The sequence below is a fragment of the Microcoleus sp. MOSTC5 genome (assembly GCF_036701825.1).
GTDB lineage: Bacteria > Cyanobacteriota > Cyanobacteriia > Cyanobacteriales > Microcoleaceae > Microcoleus > Microcoleus asticus.
In genome coordinates, this window is sequence record NZ_JAUBRK010000025.1 from 52,769 (window position 1) to 75,448 (window position 22,680).

General features: G+C 45.6%; 12 protein-coding genes and 1 tRNA gene. 10 read left to right on the forward strand and 3 right to left on the reverse strand.

Translation table 11 applies throughout. The features are described 5' to 3' along the window. Positions 1–3: 3 nt before the first annotated feature. From QUA54_RS15750 to QUA54_RS15770, 5 genes are all read left to right on the forward strand, one after another. Positions 4–2,475 carry a peptidoglycan DD-metalloendopeptidase family protein gene (locus tag QUA54_RS15750; protein ID WP_333415364.1) on the forward strand — a complete coding sequence of 824 codons (2,472 nt, stop codon included), beginning with the start codon at positions 4–6 and terminating at the stop codon, positions 2,473–2,475. Between the two features lie 138 nt (positions 2,476–2,613). Further along, a tRNA-Met gene (locus tag QUA54_RS15755) sits at positions 2,614–2,686 on the forward strand. A 126-nt stretch (positions 2,687–2,812) separates the two neighbouring features. After that, complete coding sequence (locus QUA54_RS15760) at positions 2,813–3,412, forward strand: peroxiredoxin (RefSeq protein WP_172186299.1); 600 nt, start codon at positions 2,813–2,815, stop codon at positions 3,410–3,412. Between the two features lie 113 nt (positions 3,413–3,525). Continuing rightward, complete coding sequence (locus QUA54_RS15765; RefSeq protein WP_172186298.1) at positions 3,526–4,065, forward strand: peroxiredoxin family protein; 540 nt, start codon at positions 3,526–3,528, stop codon at positions 4,063–4,065. Positions 4,066–4,279: 214 nt separating this feature from the next. Continuing rightward, positions 4,280–8,329 (forward strand): hypothetical protein, encoded by a 4,050-nt coding sequence (locus QUA54_RS15770; protein ID WP_333415365.1) that lies wholly within the window; start codon positions 4,280–4,282, stop codon positions 8,327–8,329. Positions 8,330–8,436: 107 nt separating this feature from the next. On the opposite strand, the gene QUA54_RS15775 is transcribed toward QUA54_RS15770, so the two are convergent. Then, entirely contained in the window at positions 8,437–10,905 is a 2,469-nt protein-coding gene (locus tag QUA54_RS15775) for an ATP-dependent Clp protease ATP-binding subunit (RefSeq protein WP_333415366.1), read from the reverse strand. A gap of 467 nt (positions 10,906–11,372) precedes the next feature. On the opposite strand from QUA54_RS15775, the gene QUA54_RS15780 reads away from it, so the two are divergent. Continuing rightward, on the forward strand, positions 11,373–16,715 hold the full coding sequence (locus QUA54_RS15780; protein WP_333415367.1) for an AAA family ATPase: 5,343 nt from the start codon (positions 11,373–11,375) through the stop codon (positions 16,713–16,715). A 4-nt stretch (positions 16,716–16,719) separates the two neighbouring features. On the opposite strand, the gene QUA54_RS15785 is transcribed toward QUA54_RS15780, so the two are convergent. Then, positions 16,720–17,286: a hypothetical protein gene (locus QUA54_RS15785; protein WP_333415368.1), complete on the reverse strand. Its 567-nt coding sequence runs from the start codon at positions 17,284–17,286 to the stop codon at positions 16,720–16,722. Positions 17,287–17,408: 122 nt separating this feature from the next. Here QUA54_RS15785 and QUA54_RS15790 point away from each other — a divergent pair, with 122 nt between their 5' ends. From QUA54_RS15790 to QUA54_RS15800, 3 genes are all read left to right on the forward strand, one after another. Beyond that, entirely contained in the window at positions 17,409–18,422 is a 1,014-nt protein-coding gene (locus QUA54_RS15790) for a hypothetical protein (RefSeq protein WP_333415369.1), read from the forward strand. Between the two features lie 401 nt (positions 18,423–18,823). Continuing rightward, positions 18,824–19,924, forward strand: a complete 1,101-nt coding sequence (locus QUA54_RS15795) for a glycosyl transferase (protein WP_333415370.1) — start codon at positions 18,824–18,826, stop codon at positions 19,922–19,924. A 202-nt stretch (positions 19,925–20,126) separates the two neighbouring features. After that, entirely contained in the window at positions 20,127–20,543 is a 417-nt protein-coding gene (locus QUA54_RS15800; protein ID WP_172186291.1) for a secondary thiamine-phosphate synthase enzyme YjbQ, read from the forward strand. Here QUA54_RS15800 and QUA54_RS15805 read toward each other — a convergent pair. Then, entirely contained in the window at positions 20,530–21,045 is a 516-nt protein-coding gene (locus tag QUA54_RS15805; protein ID WP_333199201.1) for a heme-binding protein, read from the reverse strand. The two genes, QUA54_RS15800 and QUA54_RS15805, sit on opposite strands and share 14 nt — an antisense overlap. Positions 21,046–21,467: 422 nt before the next feature. Here QUA54_RS15805 and QUA54_RS15810 point away from each other — a divergent pair, with 422 nt between their 5' ends. Beyond that, on the forward strand, positions 21,468–22,667 hold the full coding sequence (locus QUA54_RS15810; protein WP_333415371.1) for an EAL domain-containing response regulator: 1,200 nt from the start codon (positions 21,468–21,470) through the stop codon (positions 22,665–22,667). Positions 22,668–22,680: the final 13 nt, after the last annotated feature.

The window sequence follows — 22,680 nt, forward strand, 5'->3', positions numbered from 1 at the left end:
TTTTTGAAACGAACATATCCCCAAATCAAGCCTGTTCAGGCTAGTGAAATCGACAAAGACGGTTCTGCGGAACCGTCCAAACAGACAACGCTCAGCACAGGCAGAGTTCGCTCTCTCGCCACGATCGGGCTGGCAATATCGGTAGGTGCTTCTGGCATTCTGCTACCGAGAAATGGAGACAGCGCTCGCGCGTCTGAACTCGCACCGACATCTGAATCCACCGCTGAAGTACAGCCAGTCTCGGCCAACGGGCCCGCTACCTCCGCACAAGTTGATGGTTCCAGGGCCGAACAGCCCGGACCGCCTTCTGACCCAGTGACGGTTAATGTGCAGCAGGGGCAAAGCCTTTGGGATCTGTCTCGGGATTATGAAGTTGAACCGTTGGCACTAGCAACTGCTAACGACATCAAACCCGATACCCTACTCCAAGTTGGTCAAGAACTGACAATTCCTATGGCTCCGGGAGCCGCGCCACAACAGAACGCCGCCGACTCCGCCGTGGCTTCGCTAGAGCGCGCAGCGGCGGTCAATCCCGAAGAAAAGTTAAATCTGGCTGGCTCCGAGCCGTTGGATAGTTCTGCCCTGACAGCGCAGCCATCAACCGCAGCGACCCCGCTGGTCACGGCGGTACCGGAACAAAGTTCGATCGACATCCCGAACGCAGACGGGGCGATCGACAGTTTGAAAAAACAGGAAAACCGCACCACAGAATCTGGTCGGGCCCTGTTAGGGTATGAAGGGGGAGCAAATTTATCTACACCTGCGGCATCTTTGCCGGAGTCAGCACCGACGCTGGCATCCCCCGGCTCTGCAACTCAGACAACTATTCCCGATCTCGGGACGACACCTGTAATTCCCAATGCCGGGGTCGGTCAAGCAACATCGCCCGATCGAGCATTCGAGTCAATTGAACAGTCTCTGGCAACACCGAGTTTGCCTTCGGCTGTGCTCGTCACCCCTGCAGGAAGTACCGCCGCGCCGGCTGGGGTACTCTACAGCGTGCGTCCGGGAGATACGCTAGATGCGATCGCCAAAGGTCACGGCGTATCACCCAAAGAGCTGATCTCTGCCAACAAGCTCGGCAACCCCAACTTGCTGAACGTCAATCAACGGCTGAAAATTCCCCAAGTTGGGTTAAATAATCCAGCGGTGCAGGCGGCAGCCTCTTATTCTGCCTCCAACTCTACATCTGTATGGTCTGCGGCTTCGGTTCCCGCATCTTTGAACCCCAGCTCGTCTACCCCGGAAATAGCCAGTGCTGGCGTTGGATCGCCCGCGTCCACAGTGCCGGTTGTCTCTCCCCTGGCGAACTTGGAAGGTCTGAACAATATTTCAGCGCCGATGGTTCCCCAAATTAATAGCATTCCGCTAACTCAAGTTTCCCAAACCATTAGCGACCCCGGGAAGCTGGATCTTCAAGGCGAACCAACCTTTACAGGTGCAGTTGATACCAGTGCCCTGCCAATGCCAGCCAGTGCAACTGCTACCGCTATCGCTACGGGAGAATACCCGCAGCCGATCGGCTTCGTGCCAAATACTAGCGCCCAGGCTTCAAATGCCTATGCAACTAGCGCTTTACCAGAGTCGAATTCGGAGGCTCTCCCTACCGCAGAAGCTCTCAACCCTTATTCCGAACGCTTGAGGGCAGAAGTTGTCAGGCTGCGAGAGGAATATCGTGCCTCGCGCAATTCGATCGGCGCCAATGCGGTGTCCCTGACTCCAACGGACGGGCCCTCGGTCAACGCGTCTGAGGATATGCCAAGTGTAAATCCATATCTCTACACCCCCGACTATACTGAGGCGGTGCAGAATGAAATCAGCAGACCGCCATCGAGAGCCTGGTCTGAGCAGGTTCAGAAGCAGCAGCAAGAGCGTTTAGACCCCGCTCGCGCAGCGGAACTGCAACCGATCAACCTGACGCCGACCTCTGCTCAGCAGCGGCCTGTGGTAGCAACTGCTCCTATGGGGGCCGACGGTTACGATCCCCTAAGCAACCCGTCTTTGGGACGCATGGTTTCTCCAGAACTGCCTCCGCTTTCGAGCCCTGAGACTTATCTGCCTAACGGCAAACAGTCGGCTAACGGGTTTATTTGGCCGTCTAAGGGCGTTCTGACTTCTGGCTACGGTTGGCGCTGGGGACGGATGCACAAGGGAATTGATATTGCAGGGCCGATCGGCACGCCAATTGTGGCAGCATCTGACGGGGTGGTTACCTATGCTCAGTGGAATGACGGCGGCTACGGGTATCTGGTGGAAATTACCCATGCAGACGGCACTGAGACTGTCTATGCGCACAACAGCCGGATTTTGGTGCAAAAGGGTCAGAAAGTCGCTCAAGGGGAACAGATTTCCGAAATGGGCAGCACGGGCTTTAGTACCGGGCCGCACTTGCACTTTGAAGTCCATCCCGCCGGACAGGGTGCTATCAATCCAATGGCTTTTCTGCCCGACGATGCGTCCAGCGCTTCTCGGTAACGACTGGTCGGAAGTTATGGGTTTTGAATGATTACCAAAACTCATAACTTTTACTAGAAGTTATTAGAAATAGTGTTGTTTTAAAAGAAGACATAGTTCGCCTTAGCGTGCTACGATAGTAAATCGTGAACTAGATTTGGCTCAGTGGCGCAGTGGTTAGCGCAGGGGACTCATAAGCCCAAGGTCGCAGGTTCAAATCCCGCCTGAGCCATTATTTTATCAAAAAAACCGCGCTCTCAAAATTGAGAGCGTGTTTTTTTGATTTCTCTACAACATACTTGTAGTCGTTATGAGTATGATATATTTGTAACAGTTCGTAAAAAAGGAAACAAAATCTATGACCAGTGAATGCCTCCGGGTTGGTCAAGCTGCACCCGATTTCGCAGCAACAGCCGTAGTGGATCAGGAGTTCAAGACAGTTAAGCTGTCAGACTATAAAGGCAAAAAGTATGTAGTCCTGTTCTTCTACCCCTTGGACTTCACCTTTGTGTGCCCGACTGAGATTACAGCATTTAGCGATCGCTTCGAGGACTTCAAGAAAATCGATACCGAAATCCTCGGCGTCTCCGTTGACAGCGAATTCTCTCACCTGGCTTGGATACAAACAGACCGCAAATCAGGCGGTGTCGGCGACCTCAACTATCCCTTAGTTGCTGACCTCAAAAAAACAATTAGTTCTGACTACAACGTCCTCGACCCAGAAGCAGGGATTGCCCTCAGAGGTCTGTTCATCATCGACAAAGAAGGCATCATCCAACACTCTACTATCAACAATCTTGCCTTCGGCCGCAACGTGGACGAAACTCTCCGCACTCTGCAAGCTATCCAATACGTCCAGTCTCACCCCGATGAAGTTTGTCCCGCCGGCTGGCAGCCCGGTGACAAGACTATGACTCCCGATCCGGTCAAGTCTAAGGTATTCTTTGCTGCGGTTTAAGCACATTCTATTTGTACGGACACGGCGCTGCCGTGTCCGTACCCGCAGAGGCATTCATTGTAACCGGATTTTTAATTACCAATTAGCAATTAGCAATTACGCAATTAGGAAATATGCTGACTTCTACTAATTTTAGCGGCTTGTTAAATCAGCGGTTTTTCCAAAATTTATTGCCTGTTCCGGCGACTAATGTTCTGAAGCTTGGACATAGGACGCCAGATTTTGAATTGCCGGATATTAATAATGGCAAGTTGGTACGGCTGTCGAATTATCGGGGCGATAAGCCAGTAATTCTGGCTTTTACGCGGATTTTTACTGAAAAGCAATATTGCCCTTTCTGTTTTCCTCACATTAAAGCTTTGAATGAAAACTGGGAAAAATTTGCCGATCGCAATATAGAATTATTGATGATTGCCAGTACCGACGATCGCCAAAGCCAAATAGTGGTTAGAGATTTAGGCTTGAAAATGCCTCTGCTGTCCGATCCCGGCTGTCAAGTGTTTCGGGCTTATCAAGTCGGTCAGGCTTTGGGTGCTCCTTTGCCCGCTCAGTTTGTTTTGGATGCAGAGGGAAAACTCCTCTTCAAACATTTGTTTTCTTTCATAGACCACAATGCTAGTGTGGACACTTTGCTGCAATATGTCGATCGGTAAGAAGATCGGTGCCGTGTCCTAATTCGGAGTTTCTAACCGCTGATGCACGCTGGTGTAGGCGCATCAGCGGGATTTTTGCATGGGTTGACACTGGCTGCTACAGCTTTTTAGTTATAAATACTTATTGTGCCAATTGGGATGGCGGAATGTGGTCATGTTCGCTCGACATTAATTTAGGCTATAGCTTGAAGGTACCTAGTACAAGTTTAAGCCGATGTCGTCTCCCAAAGGTCGATCGAGCAAAATTGAATTGAGCGTCTTAGCGTCGCATCCTGAGTTGTTGACAGGTTTAGAAGCGTGGCTGCGGCTGGGTTTGCTTTCGCCCGCCGAGGTTGAGCAGTTGTGCCGGCAATATTTAGTCTGCCCGCTCAGAGATCCCGCTGTAGATATTTCTGAAATTGAGGGCCCGATTACTCCTGTGAACGAGCCAAAAGTACCTGCCTTATCAACGCCTCAAGCATTACCTAGCAGCAGAGAAAGCGTTGCTACGCCTACAGAAACTACTCAAACCCCTAATTTTATCGCTCAAATTTTGCACTCGCTAATGGCAGAAATTAGCGTGGTGTGGCTGTTGTTTTTAGGAGTGTTCATGGTAGTTGTCTCCTCAGGAGTCTTAGCTGCCAGTCAATGGGAAAGATTTCCTGCTGCCGGACAATATGGAGTTTTGTTAGCTTATACTTTAACTTTTTGGGCGATTAGCAGTTGGGCAAACAGACAGCAGAATTTGCACTTGACTGCTCAAACTTTGCAAGAAGTGACGCTGTTGCTAGTGCCGATCAATTTTTGGGCAATGGATACTTTTGGATTGTGGCGGTATCCTTGGGACTGGGCGGTAGCAATCGCAGCGGCACTTATTTTGAGTTGGATAACTGCCCGGATTATAAAAGATCAATATCAAAGCTTTTCAGGAAAAAACATCGCTCGATCTATCGCCCTAAATCACTTGGGATTGAGTTATTTGCACTGGGGGTGGGGAAGTGCTGGCTTTTCCCTGGCTGCGGTTTATTTAGGTACAGTGGGAACTGCTGCTGCTACAGTTTATCAAGTTCAGCAACAACGATTGCAATCTATCCAACGCGCGGGAAATACTGAAACATTCGCCGCTGCTTTCAGTTTGAGCAGAGATTTTCTGACTTACAAAAAAGCGGCTTTAGTAGCTTATTCCTTAGGAATTTTACTGGGTCGGGCGATATTTGTCAAGGATGTAAATATCGCTGAAATGGGTTTAGCTTTGGGAATCTGCGGCGTGCTTTTAGCATGGCTGGATTGGCAGCATCCCCTCGCATCTGGGACTATCAAAAACAATAGATCCGACCAGCCAAATCCCAGCAACTTTTTTAACTGGCAATTAGCGGGAATGGGTTTGGTGGGTTTGGGATACCTGGTTTGTTTTCGCGACATTCCGCTACAGGCGATCGCAGTTAGCGGATTGGCTCTTTGGTTTTTTTATAATCGTTTAGTGCGGTTTTGGCAAGAGTTTGATTTGCTAATGCTTGAGGCGGTGGGGCTTCAGAGTATTTGGCTGTTTTGGCGAGTGCTTCCTTTAGGGATTAAAACACAATTTGTTGCATTTTTAACTCAGCTTACAAACTCTCAGCAAACTCCTTGGGCTTTTTGGGGTGTTCTGCTGTTGCCTTATTTAATTTTAATGGTAAGTGCGGCGCAGTGGCTCTACCGCCAGCGAAAGTTTCAACTTGCCCGTTTTGGGGAAAACCTTGCTCTCGGTTTGGGAAGCGTTTTAACTGTTATTAGTTTAGTCAATCCGTTTTGGCGATCGCTCAATTTATTAGTCTCTACTTTAATTTTAGGTTGGATCACTTGGAAATACGTAATTCCCGATAATTCCCGGCGAGTTTCGAGACCGGCTTCTGCGGCTGAACAACAGGGGAATCCGGCAATTTTGGTTCCCATAACTCACATTACGAGTTTAGGCGCGATCGCTTCGGCAATTGACTTATTTTTCCCAAACCTGACACCAAATATTTGGTCGGCAATATTATTAATATTCATGGCGAGTGAATGGGTATTTTTTGTCGGGATGAAAACGGCAAATTCCCGAGAAAACTCTGCATTTTTCCGCTGGCACACTGCATGGTTCCAAAGTTCCTGGTATTTGGGCTTAGTATTAGCAGGATTCAGCTTTATCTTGTTGGAAAATTATGTGCTTGGGGGTATTGCCACTCACCGCCCTCAGTGGAGTTTGCTCTGGCTGGCGACTCCTTTGGCTTTGACTGCTGTTGCTAAATATACTGAGGTTCCTCACAAACAAGTTGCCAGTACCTTTAGTACGATCGCCTTAATATTCGCACAATTTATAATTTTTATTTTTCCGGGATATCGGTTAATTGGTCTGGGTTTGGCAGCCGGATTAATGTTGGTCAATACTTACTATTTAGTCGAGATACCAGCGGCTGTAATTGGAGTGGGGTTTGGCTTGAGTTTCGTAGCTGCGGCGAGCGATCAATTAGGTTTTGTGTCTGGTTGGGATTGGGGAATTGCCGGGGCGATCGCTATTTTGTGTCTGTGGTTGCTTCGCAGCATGATTGTTCGTTTTTCCAGGAGTTTACCTGAGCCTTTTCCATTAGCTGAAATTTACGAGCGAGCTTTAGATGGGTGGGCAATCTTACTTGCAGGCTTGCTGTTAACAACTATTACTTTTTATTCCTATGAACTATACGCAGGCAGTACCTTGAGTTTTCCGCCCTCTACTGAAGTTTTGGCTGCTATTTTGGTGATAATGGCTGCGATAATTTTCCGAAGTTTACGCCAACTTTCCCCTCTGGCAATTTATGCTGTGGCTTGGAGTTTGGAGTTGTTGACAGCAGTCGGTTTGAGTTTTGTCGATCGCACTACGATTAATTTGGCAGTTGCTAATATTGCTCTCGGATTGTTTACTCAATTGTTGGGGGATTGGTGGCGGCGGCGCCACCCCGATCGAACAAATTTACCTAGCATTCATTTTATACCTTTGGTTTACGGGGTATTGGGTTTAACTTTCCGATCGCACACTTTGACGAATTGGACTGGTTTAACTGTGTTGGGGGCGTCTTTAATTGCGATCGGCATTGGTAGGCGGGAGCCAGAATTCAAACCTTTGGTTTATTTGGGGTTAATTGGTGTGTCCGTTGCTGCTTACGAATCCCTACTCTATCAACTTTTTCAAACACCGGGAGGAGCTTTTGGCGACGGTTTAATTGTCCTGGCAACTCTCGGCACAGCTTTAACATATATCTATCGCATTTTATCTCCTTGGCTCAGCAATTATTTACATTTAACTAATGCAGAGTTAAAAATATTTGCTCACCTGCACTGGGTTTTGAGCAGTTTGCTGCTAATTTGGGCTTCTGCCGACGATATTAAGTCCGGCCTAAATTTAGGATTAGTCACTGGTGCTTTATTAGTTCAATATGCTTTCTTGCAAGGGCGAAATAATCTCGATCGCCAATGGGGAGAAATTTGGATTTACTTGGGCTGGCTAGAAGCCTTTGGCATCCGGCTTTATTGGATCAATACGCCTTTAGTTAAGTATATTTCCGGGCCGCTGGGGCCTTGGAAAGTTGCCCTCGCTTCTCTATTAGCTTATTTCATTTACATTTTGCCTTGGGACAACTGGGGTTGGTCAAAAAAACCTTGGCAGGTAATTGCTTCGCTGATTCCAATAGTTACTATTTTGGAAAGTCCGGCTAAGTTTTATCCGATTAGCTTGCTGATAGCTGCTACCTTCTATTTTTTCCTGGCTTGGGAAAGGGAGGAAGTTCGTTTTACCTATGTGAGCGTGGCGATAATTGACTGGATAATGCTGCGGTGGTTCTGGCAAATAGGATTGACTCAGCCAGAGTTTTATGTTACTCCTTTAGGATTTTCTTTACTTTACATTACTCAGTTCGATCGCACTCTCAAATTACCAGCAGAAAAACCGCTGCGCCACACTCTGCGAATGCTCGCAACTGCGCTGATTTGCGGGATACCTCTTTTGACTCAGCAAAGCCACGGTTTAGTTGCGGGAGCTTTGAGTTTGGTGGCTATTGCAGCGGGTTTGGCGCTGCGAGTTCGGGCATTTTTGTTTGTGGGAACGGCTGTATTTTTAATCAATGTTTTCTATCAGTTGGTGGTTCTAATCTTCGATTATCCGCTGATTAAATGGGCGATTGGTTTGGCTTTTGGGATTGTGTTTATCTGGATTGCTGCTACTTTTGAAACTCGGCGCGATCGCATTTCTGCTTTCGTGCAGCATTGGGTTGAGCAATTGCAATCATGGGATTAGATTCATCGATAAGTTGCTTTTTTTTACAGGTATTATTAAATGAAAAACCCGGTTTCTCGGAGAAACCGGGTTTTTCATCAACAGTATTTATCCGTTGGTAGAGTGCATTAATGGCTCAATGCAAATTCGGGCAATTTCGGCTCAGATGAACCATCGGGCACTACCTTAACCTGACCGTTTTCATCCACATCAACGATCGCCTTTTGGCCTTCTTTCAGCTTCCCAGACAGCATTTCCTCAGCCAGTACATCTTCCAACAACCGCATGATTGCGCGGCGCAAAGGTCGAGCACCATAGCTGGGATTGTAGCCTTCTGTAACTAACATATCCTTGAACCGATCTGTCACCGACAAAGTAATACCCTGTTCGGTTAAGCGGCTGAAGACTTGCTGCAACATAATGTCCGCAATCTGCTTCACTTCTTCCCTGTTCAACTGGCGGAAGACGATAATCTCATCCAAGCGGTTGATAAATTCGGGACGGAAAAACTGTTTCATTTCTTCGTTTACCAAGCTGCGAACGCGGTTGTACTGCGCGTCTGCGGCACTTTCAGTAAACTCGAAACCGAGACCGCCGCCGCCTTTTTCAATCACTCGCGAACCGATGTTTGATGTCATCACCAGCAGCGTATTCTTAAAGTCTACTGTCCGACCTTTCGCATCGGTCAAGCGGCCGTCTTCCAAGATTTGCAGCATCATGTTGAAGACATCCGGGTGAGCTTTTTCGATTTCGTCGAACAAGATGACCGTGTAAGGACGGCGCCGGACTGCTTCTGTTAGTTGGCCGCCTTCATCGTAGCCAACGTAACCCGGAGGCGAACCGATGAGTTTAGAAACCGTGTGGCGTTCCATGAATTCGGACATATCTAACCGAATCATGGCTTCTTCGGAACCGAAGAAATAAGTTGCCAGGGCTTTTGTAAGTTCCGTTTTGCCGACGCCTGTGGGGCCGGAAAAGATGAAACTGGCGATCGGGCGATTGGGATTTTTCAAGCCTACTCGCGCGCGGCGGATAGCCCGAGAAACTGCGGTGACAGCTTCTTCTTGACCGATCAAGCGCTGGTGCAAAGTATCTTCCATGTGCAGCAGCAATTCCGATTCTGATTCTGTCAGCTTGCTGACCGGTACTCCCGTCCAATTAGCCACGATGTGAGCGATGTCTTCTTCGGTGACGATCGGAGAAGTTTTGAGTTGGCTTTTGTTGATCGTAGCTTCGGCGATTTCGGCTTCAATTTCTAATTCGCGATCGCGCAATTTTCCAGCTTTGTCGAAGTCTTGCTCGCGCACTGCTGCATCTTTTTCTTTTGTTACTGCCGGCAGTTGCTTTTTGAGATCTTTAACTTCGGGCGGGGTTTGTGAATTCATCACGCGGACGCGGGAACCTGCTTCGTCAATTAAGTCGATCGCCTTGTCTGGCAAAAACCGATCGTTAATGTACCGGTCTGACAGTGTGGCCGCTGCTTCTAAAGCTGCGTCGGAAATTGTCAGTCTGTGATGCTGTTCGTAAGCCGATCGCAACCCGTACAATATTTCTATTGTTTCAGCCACGCTCGGTTCGCCGACTTTGATCGGTTGGAAGCGGCGTTCTAAGGCAGCGTCGCGCTCGATGTGTTTGCGATATTCGTCCAAGGTAGTTGCGCCGACACACTGCAATTCGCCTCTGGCAAGGGCTGGTTTGAGCATATTGGAGGCATCCATGCTACCTTGGATTGCGCCTGCACCGACTAAGGTGTGAATTTCATCGATTACCAGAATGATGTTGCCGGCAGCACGAATTTCGGCCATGATTTTCGTCAGGCGTTCCTCAAATTCGCCTCGGAACTTGGTACCAGCAATCAGCGAACCCATATCGAGGCTGATTACTTGTTTGTCTTCTAAAATTTCCGGGACGTTTCTATTAACAATCCGCTGGGCTAGGCCTTCGGCGAGGGCTGTTTTGCCGACTCCCGGTTCGCCTACTAACACTGGATTGTTCTTCGTGCGGCGGCCGAGCACTTGGATCACGCGCTCGATTTCATTTTCGCGCCCCACGACAGGATCGAGTTTGCCGGCTGCGGCTAACTTGGTCAGGTTGGTGCCGAATTCTTCTAAAGTCGGGGTTTTGCGATCGCCGCTATCTCCCCTGCCTCCGGGTACCGCCGCCACTTCTCCCACGGCACGAATTACCTGCGTGCGGACTCTCTGGCGATCGATCCCCAAGTTTTGCAGCACCTTCCCCGCCACCCCTTCGTCGTCTTGGATCAGCCCAAGCAGGATGTGCTCGGTGCCGATGTAATTGTGGCCTAACTGCCGCGCTTCGTTAAGCGCAGTCTCAAAAATGCGCTTGACGCGGGGCGTAAAAGGAATTTCCGGCGGGAGGAACCCGGAACCCCTACCGATGATATTTTCGATTTCATTGCGCGCCTCTTTCAAGTTGAGGCCCATATCCAGTAATACTTTTGCAGCGATGCCAGTGCCTTCGCCGACGAGTCCCAGGAGGATTTGCTCGGTGCCTACAAAATTGTGGCCGAGGCGCCGCGCTTCCTCTTGGGCTAGCATGATTGCTTTAATGGCTTGTTCTGTAAAGCGTTCAAACATATTTTTTCTATCCTACTGTCTTGGCGAGGGCTGTATCGCTGCTGGTAAGGAGCGATTTGGAACACTACACAAATTATAGATGTAAATTTTTGTGTATTTCCTTCTCTAACAATGTATCTTGCTAAGGGAGGAGGGACAGTGGGGAGAGCCGAATAGTAGGGGTGTGGTTGCCGTCCGCTGTCGGTGGAATATTAATTGAGAATAATAGTAGCAAAATGGCTTGATTCCATTAATAATATCATTTTATGTATAAATTATATTCTTGTTCGAGTAAATAAAGCTTGATTTTTGTTGGCATAAGTACATGGTTGAATTAAGCATATAACAGTTGCCATGTCAAGACTTTTGACGGTTGCCATGTCAACACTTTTGACGGTTGAGGGTGGTCGTGCCGTCAGCCAACAGCCAACAGTCAACAGCCAACAGCGACTCGAATCAGATATATTTTCAACTCTGAGGAGAACTCAATGCAATTTCTCTCGCAATACCAAATCCACTGCACTCTCCACGAAGGTAGCGAAACGATTATTTATCGAGGGAAAATCCCCACCCACCAGGAGACAACCGTACTCAAAATCCTGAAAGCTGAATATCCCACCCTCGATGCAATTACCCGGATCAAGCACGAGTATCGCATTCGCGAACATTTAGACCATCCGGGCCTAGTTAAAGTCATTAGCCTAGAAACCTTTGACAACCGTCTCGGCTTGCTTTTGGAAGACTTTGAGGGCGAATCTCTCGATCGCCTGATGTCGAGACAAAAGCTCGAAGTCATCACCTGTTTGAGGTTTGGTATCCAACTCATAAAAGCCTTAGAATATCTGCACCTTCAAAAAATTATTCATAAAGATATTAAGCCTAGCAATATCATCATCAACAGCCAAACAGGAATTCTTAAACTGACTGATTTCGGGATTGCTTCGCGATTGTCCAAAGAAAATCCACAAATTAATAATAACTCGATAGTCGGCACTTTTGCTTATATGTCTCCCGAACAAACCGGGAGAATGAACCGCACCCTCGACTACCGCACCGACTTTTATTCCCTCGGAATTACCTTGTATGAAATGCTGACAGGTCAATTGCCATTTCCGAGTAACGACCCCTTAGAAATAGTTTACAGTCACCTAGCCTCTCAAGCAATTGTACCCCATCAAATTAATTCAGAGATTCCACCAGCTATCTCACAAATTGTGATAAAATTGATGGCAAAAAATGCCGAAGATAGATATCAAAGCGCAGGTGGATTGTTGGCAGATTTAGAAATTTGTTTAAATCAGTTAGAAACTACAGGCAAGATAGTCGATTTTACCCCCGGAAACTTAGATATATTGAGTCAGTTGTTGATTCCTCAAAAATTGTACGGTCGGGAAACACAAGTCAGGGAACTATTGGCTGCATTTGAACGTGTAGCTAATCCCTGCGTGGAAATTTCTTCCCCTTCCCAAATTGAACTGATCCTAGTTTCTGGTTATGCAGGTATAGGCAAATCGGCCGTAGTCAGCGAAATTCAAAAACCCATCACCAGACAGCGGGGTTATTTTATTTCTGGTAAATTTGACCAATTCAAGCGGAATATACCTTACGCATCTTTAATTCAAGCTTTTCAATCTTTGATCCAGCAGTTACTTGCCGAAAATAGCAAAAAATTACAAGATTGGCAACATCAACTTTTAGCCGCGCTAGGCGATTCCGGACAAGTAATTATTGACGTGATTCCCGAACTAGAATTGGTAATTGGCAAACAGCCTGCCGTTCCCGAACTTGCCCCAACTGAAGCACAAAACCGCTTTAACAGGCTATTCAAAGAATTTATCCACGTATTCGCGCAGAAAGAGCATCCCTTAGTGATATTTCTCGATGACTTGCAGTGGTCAGATGCAGCGACATTGAAATTAATGGAATTGCTGGCCACTGACCCAGACAGCAAGTATTTACTATTGATTGGAGCCTATCGAGACCATGAAGTTAGCTCTACACATCCTTTAATGCAAACAGTAGAGTACCTTCAACAAACGGGGATTATTCTCAACAATTTAGTGCTGGAACCTCTTTCTTTAGCCCAGGTGAATGAGTTAATTTCTGAGACATTAAATGACTCAGAAAGAATTCACCCCTTAGCGGAGTTAATTTGGAATAAGACTGGTGGCAATCCTTTTTTTGTGACGCAATTGCTCAACACTCTTTATCAAGAAGAACTTTTAAAATTTGACTTTACCAAGGTCCTGTCTCCCGGAATAAAAGGGCAGTGGGAGTGGAACATTGAGGAGATTCAAGCTATTGGTATTACAGATAAGAGTGTAGTTGAACTGGTAGCCAGTCGGATTCAACAACTGCCAGAGATTACACAAGAAGTTTTGAAATTAGCCGCTTGTGTTGGGGACAATTTCACTCTCGATGTTCTCTCTACTGTCAACGCAAAATCTCCATCGGTCACTGCGACGGAACTCTGGGATGCTTTGCAAGCGGGGTTAATACTTCCATTGAATGAGAGTTACCTTATTCCTTTATTTTTAGATCGAGAATCAGCCGTTAATTTAACTTTCAATTCTTCGGGAGTCGGCTATAAATTTTTGCACGATCGCGTCCAGCAAGCTGCATATTCGCTGATTCCTGACGATGAAAAGAAAGCCACTCATCTTAGCATCGGTAAATTGCTACTTGAAAATACGCCATCTGATAAAGTAGAAGAGAAAATTTTTGATATTATCAACCAGTTAAATGTAGGAATTGATTGTCTGAGCCTGCAATCAGAAAAAGATGAATTAGCAGAATTAAATTTAATGGCTGGGCATAAGGCAAAAGCAGCTAACGCTTATGAACCCGCTGTTAAGTATTTGAATGTGGGAATTTCGTTATTAGCACCTGATAGCTGGGATCGCAACTATAGCATGACGCTGCGGTTGTATGTAGAGACGCTGGAAGCGGAATATTTAAATACCAACTTCGAGCAATCAGAAAAATTGGCGGAAGTGGTTTTGCGATCGGCTAAAAACCAGCTTGACAGAGTGAAAGTGTATCAGCTAAAAATCCTATTTTATCAGGCTCAAAGCCAGATGCTAAAAGCTGTTGAAACAGGTCTAGAAGTCCTGGAAATGCTGGGAGTAAACCTATTAGATAACGAAACCATTGCAGTGCCAAAATTGCCTCAGATTGAGGAATTAGAAAACCTGCCAGTTATGACAGATCCTTATCAACTGGCAGCTATGGAAATCATGACAGCCCTCTATCCTCCTGCTTATATTGCCAAACCAGAAATTGTGTCGTCCCTCGTCTTGACTATGGTTAATCTTTGTATCGATCACGGTCATTCAGCATTAGCCGCTTTTCCCTATACTCTTTATGGAATGATCCTGTGCGGGACAGAAGGCGACATCGAAGCTGGCTACTACGCTGGACTAATCGCTTTAAAGCTGCTAGAACAATTTAATGCTAGCCAACAAAAAGCTAAGGTTTATGTAATGTTTAATGGTCATATAAAAATTTGGAAAGAGTCTACTAAAAATACACTTGCTTCCTTTCTAGAAGGAAGGAATTTTGGTGTCGAAACTGGCGATTTAGAATGGGCAATTTATAATTGTAAGCACTATATTACCAACTTGTTTTTGGTGGGAGAACCGCTAGAATATGTCAAAGATAAACAAACCCTTTCGATGGAGTTTTTGCTGAAAAATAAACACGAATTTGCCATAGGTTATGCTCAAATTTGGCAAGGAATTGCTTCAAGCTTAAGAAGCCAAACAGCAGAGCAAGTACGGTTAGTTAGTGGCAGGTTGTCTGAACCTGCTGTGATGTCGCGTTGGCAGAAAGAAAATAATCGAATGTCGCTGTTTGCAGCTTATGTGGGTAAATTGATGCTGCTTTATTTATTGAAAGATTATGCTTCGGCTGTTGCCAGCGGTAAATTAGCGGCAGAATATGCAGATGGGGCGATCGGCTTAATCACTGTTGGGGTACACAATTTCTACTATTCGCTGGCTCTCCTCGCCCACTATCCTGACAGTGACAATCCAGAAGCATACCTAGCTATTGTTAATTATAATCAGCAAATTATGAAAAAGTGGGCCTACCATGCACCCATGAATTATCAGCACAAGTACGAGTTAGTCGAAGCAGAAAAAGCGCGAGTTATCAGCGATAAACTTGCAGCAATGGATTATTATGACTTAGCTATTAAAGGAGCTGCTGCTAACGGTTACACCCACGAAGAAGCATTAGCTTATGAATTAGCGGGAGAGTTTTATCACTTTTGGGATAAAGATCTCAGTGCTCGATCTTATCTGACAAAAGCTTATTATGCTTACATTCGCTGGGGAGCTATAGCAAAAGTTAAATACTTAGAATCCCGTTATCATTATTTAGTCGATCGCCATCAAAAACCAATATCTAAAAATGTTGTCACGACTGCCAAAACTACTATCAACAATAGTTTGGTGCTGGATTTGTCAACAGTTGTCAAAGCATCACAAGCTGTTTCGAGCGAAATTATTCTCAGCCGCTTGCTAGAGAAACTCGTACAGCTTGTGAAGGAAAACGCAGGCGCTCAAAAAGTATTATTTCTTGCCAAGACAGGTAATCAATTATTCATAGAAGCTGGACTTACAGGTCAGTTTAATGATGTAACCGTGTTACAATCTCTCCCGATTGCCGAATCCGAGAGCCTCCCAATTTCATTGATTAACTATGTAGAAAGAACCCAAAAATACTTAGTTTTAGATGATGCTACCCGAGCCGAGCAATTCCAATTAGATCCTTATATTGCGACCAATCAACCCCTATCTATCCTGGTATTGCCAATTATCCATCAAGGCAACCTTACGGGAATTTTTTATTTAGAAAACAATTTAACAAAAGGTGCTTTTACTAGAGATAGGCTAGAAATTTTGGGAATCCTGTCTGCACAAGCAGCTATTTCTCTAGAAAATGCCCGTTTTTATACTATTTTGGAAACGCGAGTAGCCCAAAGAACTGAGAAATTGCAAACTGCACTGGAAGAACTTCGCCGCACTCAATTGCAGCTAATTCAAAGTGAAAAAATGTCTAGTTTAGGAGAAGTGGTAGGGGGGATCGCTCACGAAATTAATAACCCGATTAACTTTATTTATGGAAATTTACATTACACCAATGAATACTCTAAAAATTTACTAGATTTACTACAGTTATACCAAAATAATTACCCAAATCCCGTGCAAGAAATAATAAATAAAAGTGAGCAAATTGATTTAAGTTTTTTGATAAATGATTTCACTCAAATGATTGATTCCATGAGAGTTGGTGCTGCGAGGGTTCGCGATATTGTGCTGTCGCTGCGAAACTTTGCTCGACTAGATGAATCAGATAAAAAATGGGTTAATATCCACGAAGGGATCGACAGCACATTGATGATTTTGGCTCAAAAATTAAGTGATATTCAAGTAATCGAGGAGTACGGCAATTTACCTTTAGTGAACTGTTATCCGGGAGAAATTAATCAGGTATTTATGAATTTACTTACCAATGCAATTGATGCTTTTTCTTGCGAAAGAGTGAGTGAAGCTGACTCGACAAAGACTCCAACAATTCAGATTTGCACTCAAGTCGCGGAAGGAAATCAAGTAGCGATTCGCATTGTTGATAATGGTGTGGGGATGAGTTCGGAGGTGCTGGGTAAAATATTCGACCCGTTTTTTACTACTAAAGACGTAGGTAAGGGGACTGGTTTGGGATTGTCTATCAGTTATCAAATTGTGGTAGAACAACATGGAGGAAAGCTAATTTGCAAGTCGGAACCTGGAGAGGGCAGCGAGTTTACTATACTGCTTCCGTATTGATTAATTAAAGCCATCGTGAAAACAACTGTTCAAATACTTTCACAAAGCCGATCGCAATTTGAATCAACGGCCAACCCACAAAACAAATTAACACCGCCCAGCGAGTTTGAATATCCAAACCTTGGCGAACCGCAACAATTACAGCTAGCAAACTCCACACAGCTAATATGCGCTCTATTCCTTCTCCCAGCAAGGGTATCAGCGTTAAAAAATTCAGCACTTGGGGGGCGTAGGCAAAGCCGATCGGAACCAACAACTCCCTATAAGTTACGTGACCCGGTTTCAGCCACTGCCCGATTTTAAAAATAGTGAAAGTCCAAAAATAATAACCCCCCGCGACTGCCAAACCATCTATCAAAAGTCCTAGAAATAATACGGATGGCTCAGTTCGGTTGATTAACAAGATGACAGCACTGCCCAACACGCGGGACACCGCAGCTAAAATTACAATTGTTAAAGCTATCCGCTTAGTTCTGCCAGTGTATGGAGTTTTTTCGTAAAAATTGCCGTTCAAAGAAAGTGCGTTCCAAAGGGTAGCCCCCAAACCTGCAATTGAATCTTCTCCCTTCACGTTGAACTCCTGCTCCTCAAGATAGTTGACAACTTTTACAAAATAAGCTCTAATACAGCAGAATCACGGAACTATTTCTACGTAATTAGCTAATTAATTGGCATTCTACCAGATTTTATTAAATGCTAAGATTGATTTTAAGGATACTTGCATGGCTGCGCGGGGGAAGTTTAAATTTGCTGATCGTCGCAGGTGTAATTCTGATAATTTGGGGCATTCTTTCCCCGGTGGGAACTGTTATATGGTGGCTGAATCAAAGTGCCGAAACTTTGGGTTTCAAGAAAAATCCGCCGGAGATATTGCCTTCAAACAAGGGCAATCTAGAAGCGCGCAAGTCTTCGCCGCTCAATTGTTATATCATCTTTTTACCGGGAGTTGGCGATTTTTCGGGGGACGAATTAACCCCTGGCGAAGAGTTCTTTCTCAAGCGTTTAGTTAAAAGTCACCCGCAGTGCGTAGCAGTGGGCGATGTTTTTCCTTATTCAGCGTCTAACAAAAGTTTAGGAGGAGAGCGGTGGCTAGCTCCTTTTTGGCGGTTTGCAGAACAGGCAAAAAGCGGGCCGATTGCGGGGGATATATTCATCAAAATTCGCAATCTCTGGAGGTTTGCAATTTCTTTAGATTATCGCTACGGCTTTGCATACAATCAGGGAATGGCTAATGCAATTATCGAGCGCATGAATGCTCAATCTCCCATTTCAGTTAATCCTCAACAACCTTTGAAAGTTATTTTAATTGGCACTAGCGGCGGCGCACAAGTTGCTTTGGGCGCTACTCGCTATCTTAAAGAATGGCTGAAGGCAGAAATTACGGTTGTTTCGGTTGGGGGCGTGTTTTCGGGAGAAAATGGTTTTGCAGAGGCCGATCGCATTTTCCACTTTCGCGGCACTCGCGATTCAATTGAGGATATTGGCGGCATAGTTTTTCCGAGTCGCTGGTACTGGTACGCGACTTCTCCTTTCAACCAAGCTCGTTTGCAAGGCCGCTATGCAGAAGCTTTGAGCGGCCCTCACAAGCACGACGGCGATGAGGGATATTTTGGGGAAAATCAAGCGGCGGACGGTAAAAAGTATGTAGATATAACCCTAGACAAGATTAATCTATTGCCTGTTTGGTCTAAAAGCACCTCCAATTGATGAGTGCTTGCATATTCGATGCCTGTGCAATTATAATTAAGTTAGGAGGAAAAATTTTAGTGTTAATTTATTCATAAAGAGAGGAGTCGCGTTCATCATTAAAAACTAATTTTATTATATTCAATAGACCGGAGATCGTATCAATCGGTAACATAAGCTAGTCTGGATTTAAATTGCATCTAAAATAATAATAAAACTCTTTTGGGCAGTTGCTCTGAGCAAGGTTAGGAATATACAAGTTAAATACACAACCGCTTAGTCATTAGTTATTAAATTTGTCATTGTTCCTTCTGCGTCGCTTGAAGCTTGGTCTTGTTGGCTTCCAGTCTCTACCTCCAATTCGCAATTCCCGATGCCCGATGCCCAATTCCCAATTCCCAATTCCCCATTCCCTATTATCAATGTCTCGACCCACATTATATATTGCCATCACGAATCACGGATTCGGCCACGCTGTCCGAGTCTCCTCCGTAGCTGCAAAAATTCAAGAATTAAATCCAGATATTTTACTAATTATGACAACAACTGCCCCTCGGTGGCTGTTAGAATCTTACATTAGCGGCGACTTTATCCACCGTCCCCGGGCTTTTGATGTTGGTGTCGTGCAAGCTGACAGTTTGCATATGGATAAAGACGCGACGCTGGAAAAATTGCTGGAAATTCGGAAAAAGCAAAATTCGCTAATTGCCAGCGAAGTTAATTTTATCAAGCAAAATCGCGTGGGTTTGATCCTGGCAGATATTCCTCCTTTGGCAACGCGAATGGCGGCATCGGCTGGGGTTCCTTGCTGGATGATGAGCAACTTCGGGTGGGATTTTATCTATCGAGATTGGGGCGGGGAATTCGTAGAAATGGCAGATTGGATTGGTGAGTGTTTCGGAATGTGCGATCGGCTTTTTCGTCTTCCTTTGCACGAACCGATGCCAGCTTTCCCCAATATTCAAGATGTGGGCTTGACTGGCGGCAATCCTCGCTACAGTAACGATAAAGTTCGGGAAGTATTCGGCATCGAAACACCCCTGGAAAAAACTGTATTGTTGACTTTCGGCGGACTGGGTTTAGAGGAAATTCCTTATCAAAATTTACAGCAATTTAGCGACTTGCAATTTATTACTTTTGATGCGGAATCTCCCGATTTGCCAAATTTGATTAATGTCAAAAATCAGGAGTTTGCACAATCTTTCCCGATTTTACCGCGTCCGGTTGATATTATGCCTGTCTGCGGGCGCTTAGTTTCTAAACCGGGATACAGCACTTTTGCCGAAGCTTTGCGCTTGGAAATACCTGTTGTTTCTATAATGAGAGAAGGTTTTGCAGAAGCTGCGGTGTTGCTGGAAGGAATTCAAAATTATGCGGAACATCAAATTGTGACGGCGACGGAGTTTTTTGAGGGGGATTGGGAGTTTTTGCGACAACCGCTACATCCGCCGCGTTTGTCGGGTAAATTGGATAAAAATGGTACGGAGGCGATCGCCCAAGCTGTTGTAGACTATTTTACATAAGGCGATTGAAATCGCTTCTTGTCAAACAAAGTCGGCGCAACGCCAGACTGAAGAGTTTTGCATCAGTCTCATCGAAAGTTTAAAATAGAAGACGGCGATTAGAAATCGATCCTAAACAAACAAAGGAAGCGAAGGCAGACTGAAGAGTTTTGCCTCAGTCTCATCCAAAATCTAAAATCTAAAATCCAAAATCTAAAATCGCATGACTCACTATCAACAGATACTCAAGATTCAAACTACAGGGAAGTCTCTGTGCAATATCAGTCCTAAGATAGAAGATGCGGTGGCTAATTCAGGTATTAAAACGGGACTTTGTAGCTTATTTTTGCGCCACACTTCTGCTAGTTTGGTGATTCAAGAAAATGCTGACCCGGATGTACTTAAGGATTTGGCTAACTTTTTGGCTAAACTGGTACCGGAGGGCGATCGCTACATTCACGATGCCGAAGGCCCAGACGATATGCCGGCGCACATTCGCACTGCGCTGACTCATACTTCTGAACAAATCCCGATCGATCGCGGCAGGTTGCTGTTAGGAACTTGGCAGGGAATTTACCTGTGGGAACACCGCCAGCGGGGTCACATTCGCGAATTAGTTGTTCACGTCAGCGGCACTTAATCGGAATTTGTACCTCGCTGATTTTAGTTGCTTCCGGCGTCATCGGGGAATTGTAAAAAAAGCGGCGCGGCGGCCCGACTATTTCGTATTCGGGATGTTCTTGAAGCCAATCTTTGAGTTTCTGGAGGTTCTTTTCATAGCTTTCCCAAGTGTAGGCCCCGCCCACACCGATGCTGACAACGGTCATCGGCGAAGTATCTGTGACTTCTACAGCGGAATTAACGCTGCTGGGGGCGATATTTGGTGCGGGATAGAGGAACGAAACTTCTGCTTGGGGAACCGCATCGATTTGCCCGGAAGTTGCAGTGTAGCGCGCTTCTACTGGCGTTGTCATCGCAATTTTGTTGTTGCTGATATGTTGAAATAAGGGATTGAAGGCGATTCCAGTTGCTTGTCGCAAATCGCCCGCGTGGGTGTAGGTGACAGCGCGGTACTGAGGATATTGCTTAACTTCTATGACCCCAATCTGTGCGGGTTCAGGGAATCCAGTAGGTAATACCATTTGAGATTTGAAAGTTGAGATTTTACATTGAAGAATGGGAAAAGACTGACTCCGCAAGGCTTTGGAACTTGCTTGCAGTTGCATTATTGTTTACAACTGTTATAAATAGGCTGAGATTGTTTGCAGACCCTCGTTCAGGTGGCACAATTAGTTTAGCATTTATTCAGGGCGATGCTAACTGTCGATCGCCTAGAATTAGTTTAGACATTATTAATTAAACTTGTAATAATACGGACGGCGCTGAGTAAACAGAGAAACATTAATCTAGTTATCTTTGAAAAATTACCGTTTTTCAGGGGAGTCTGCTATTTTGGTCGGAAAAGCTTCGGCTGTTTAGCCGATCGAGCTGTGCGTTCTCAGTTATTGCCAGGCTTATCGCTTTCAGCTAGAGGGTCAATTATATCGCTTTCAGGGAATGACGTATGAAAAAGATTTTAGTGATTGAGGACGAGCAAATAATCCGGGAGAATATTCTCAAACTCCTCAAAGCTGAAGGTTTCGACGTGACGGGTGCAGAAAATGGAGCGCAAGGTTTAAATGCGGCGGTGTCAAATCTTCCCGACGTGATTCTTTGCGATGTGACGATGCCGGAACTTGACGGGTACGGGGTGCTGGTGGCCTTGCGATCTAATCCTGTTACTGCTACACTGCCTTTTGTTTTTCTCACCGGTAAAGCCGATCGCTCTGAAATGCGGCAAGGTATGGAATTGGGAGCAGATGATTATCTGACTAAACCTTTTACTAAAGCTGAACTTGTGGGGGCGATATCGAGCCGCTTGAAAAAACAAGAAGCTGTCGCAGAAAAGTACAATACTTTGCGGCCAAGCAGCGAATTGATCCAAGATGCAGCCGACAAATTAGACCAGATAAAAACAAGTTTGCGCGACGCATTGGAACGAGAAGAATTCCAAGTTTATTATCAGCCGCAGGTCAATGTCGAGACTGGTAAAATTATGAGCGCAGAAGCTTTAGTACGCTGGCTGCATCCAGAAAAAGGGCTGATTTCGCCCGCAGAATTTATTCCGTCTGCGGAAGCAACTGGCTTCATTGTACAGTTAGGCGAGTGGGTTTTGCAAACAGCTTGCAGGCAAATGCAAGTTTGGCAAAATGCAGGTTTTTCGCTGCGGATAGCGGTGAATCTGTCGCCGCGCCAATTTCACCAACCGGAGCTCAGCAGCAGAGTTGCCGAAATTTTAGCAGAAACTGGTTTGGAACCGAGCAGTTTGGAATTAGAGCTGACTGAAAGTTTGATGGTGGAGGATGCCGAAAGTGCGATCGCTACTTTGCAACAATTGAAAAATTTGGGAGTTTGTATATCTATTGACGATTTTGGAACTGGGTATTCTTCTTTAAGCTATCTGGCGCAATACCCATTCGATACTTTAAAAATTGACCGCTGTTTTATCAGCAATATCACCGAAGGTTGCACAAATGCAGCGATTGTCAAAGCTATTATTGAAATGGCGCACAGTCTCTGTCTTGAGGTAATTGCCGAAGGAGTTGAGACGGAAGCCGAAAAAGATTTTCTGTGGCGCTACAATTGCGATACAATGCAAGGATATTTGTTCAGTCCTCCTGTGTCTGCCGCAGATTTTGAACAGTTGCTGGTGGAAGGCAAATAAAATATCGGTTAAG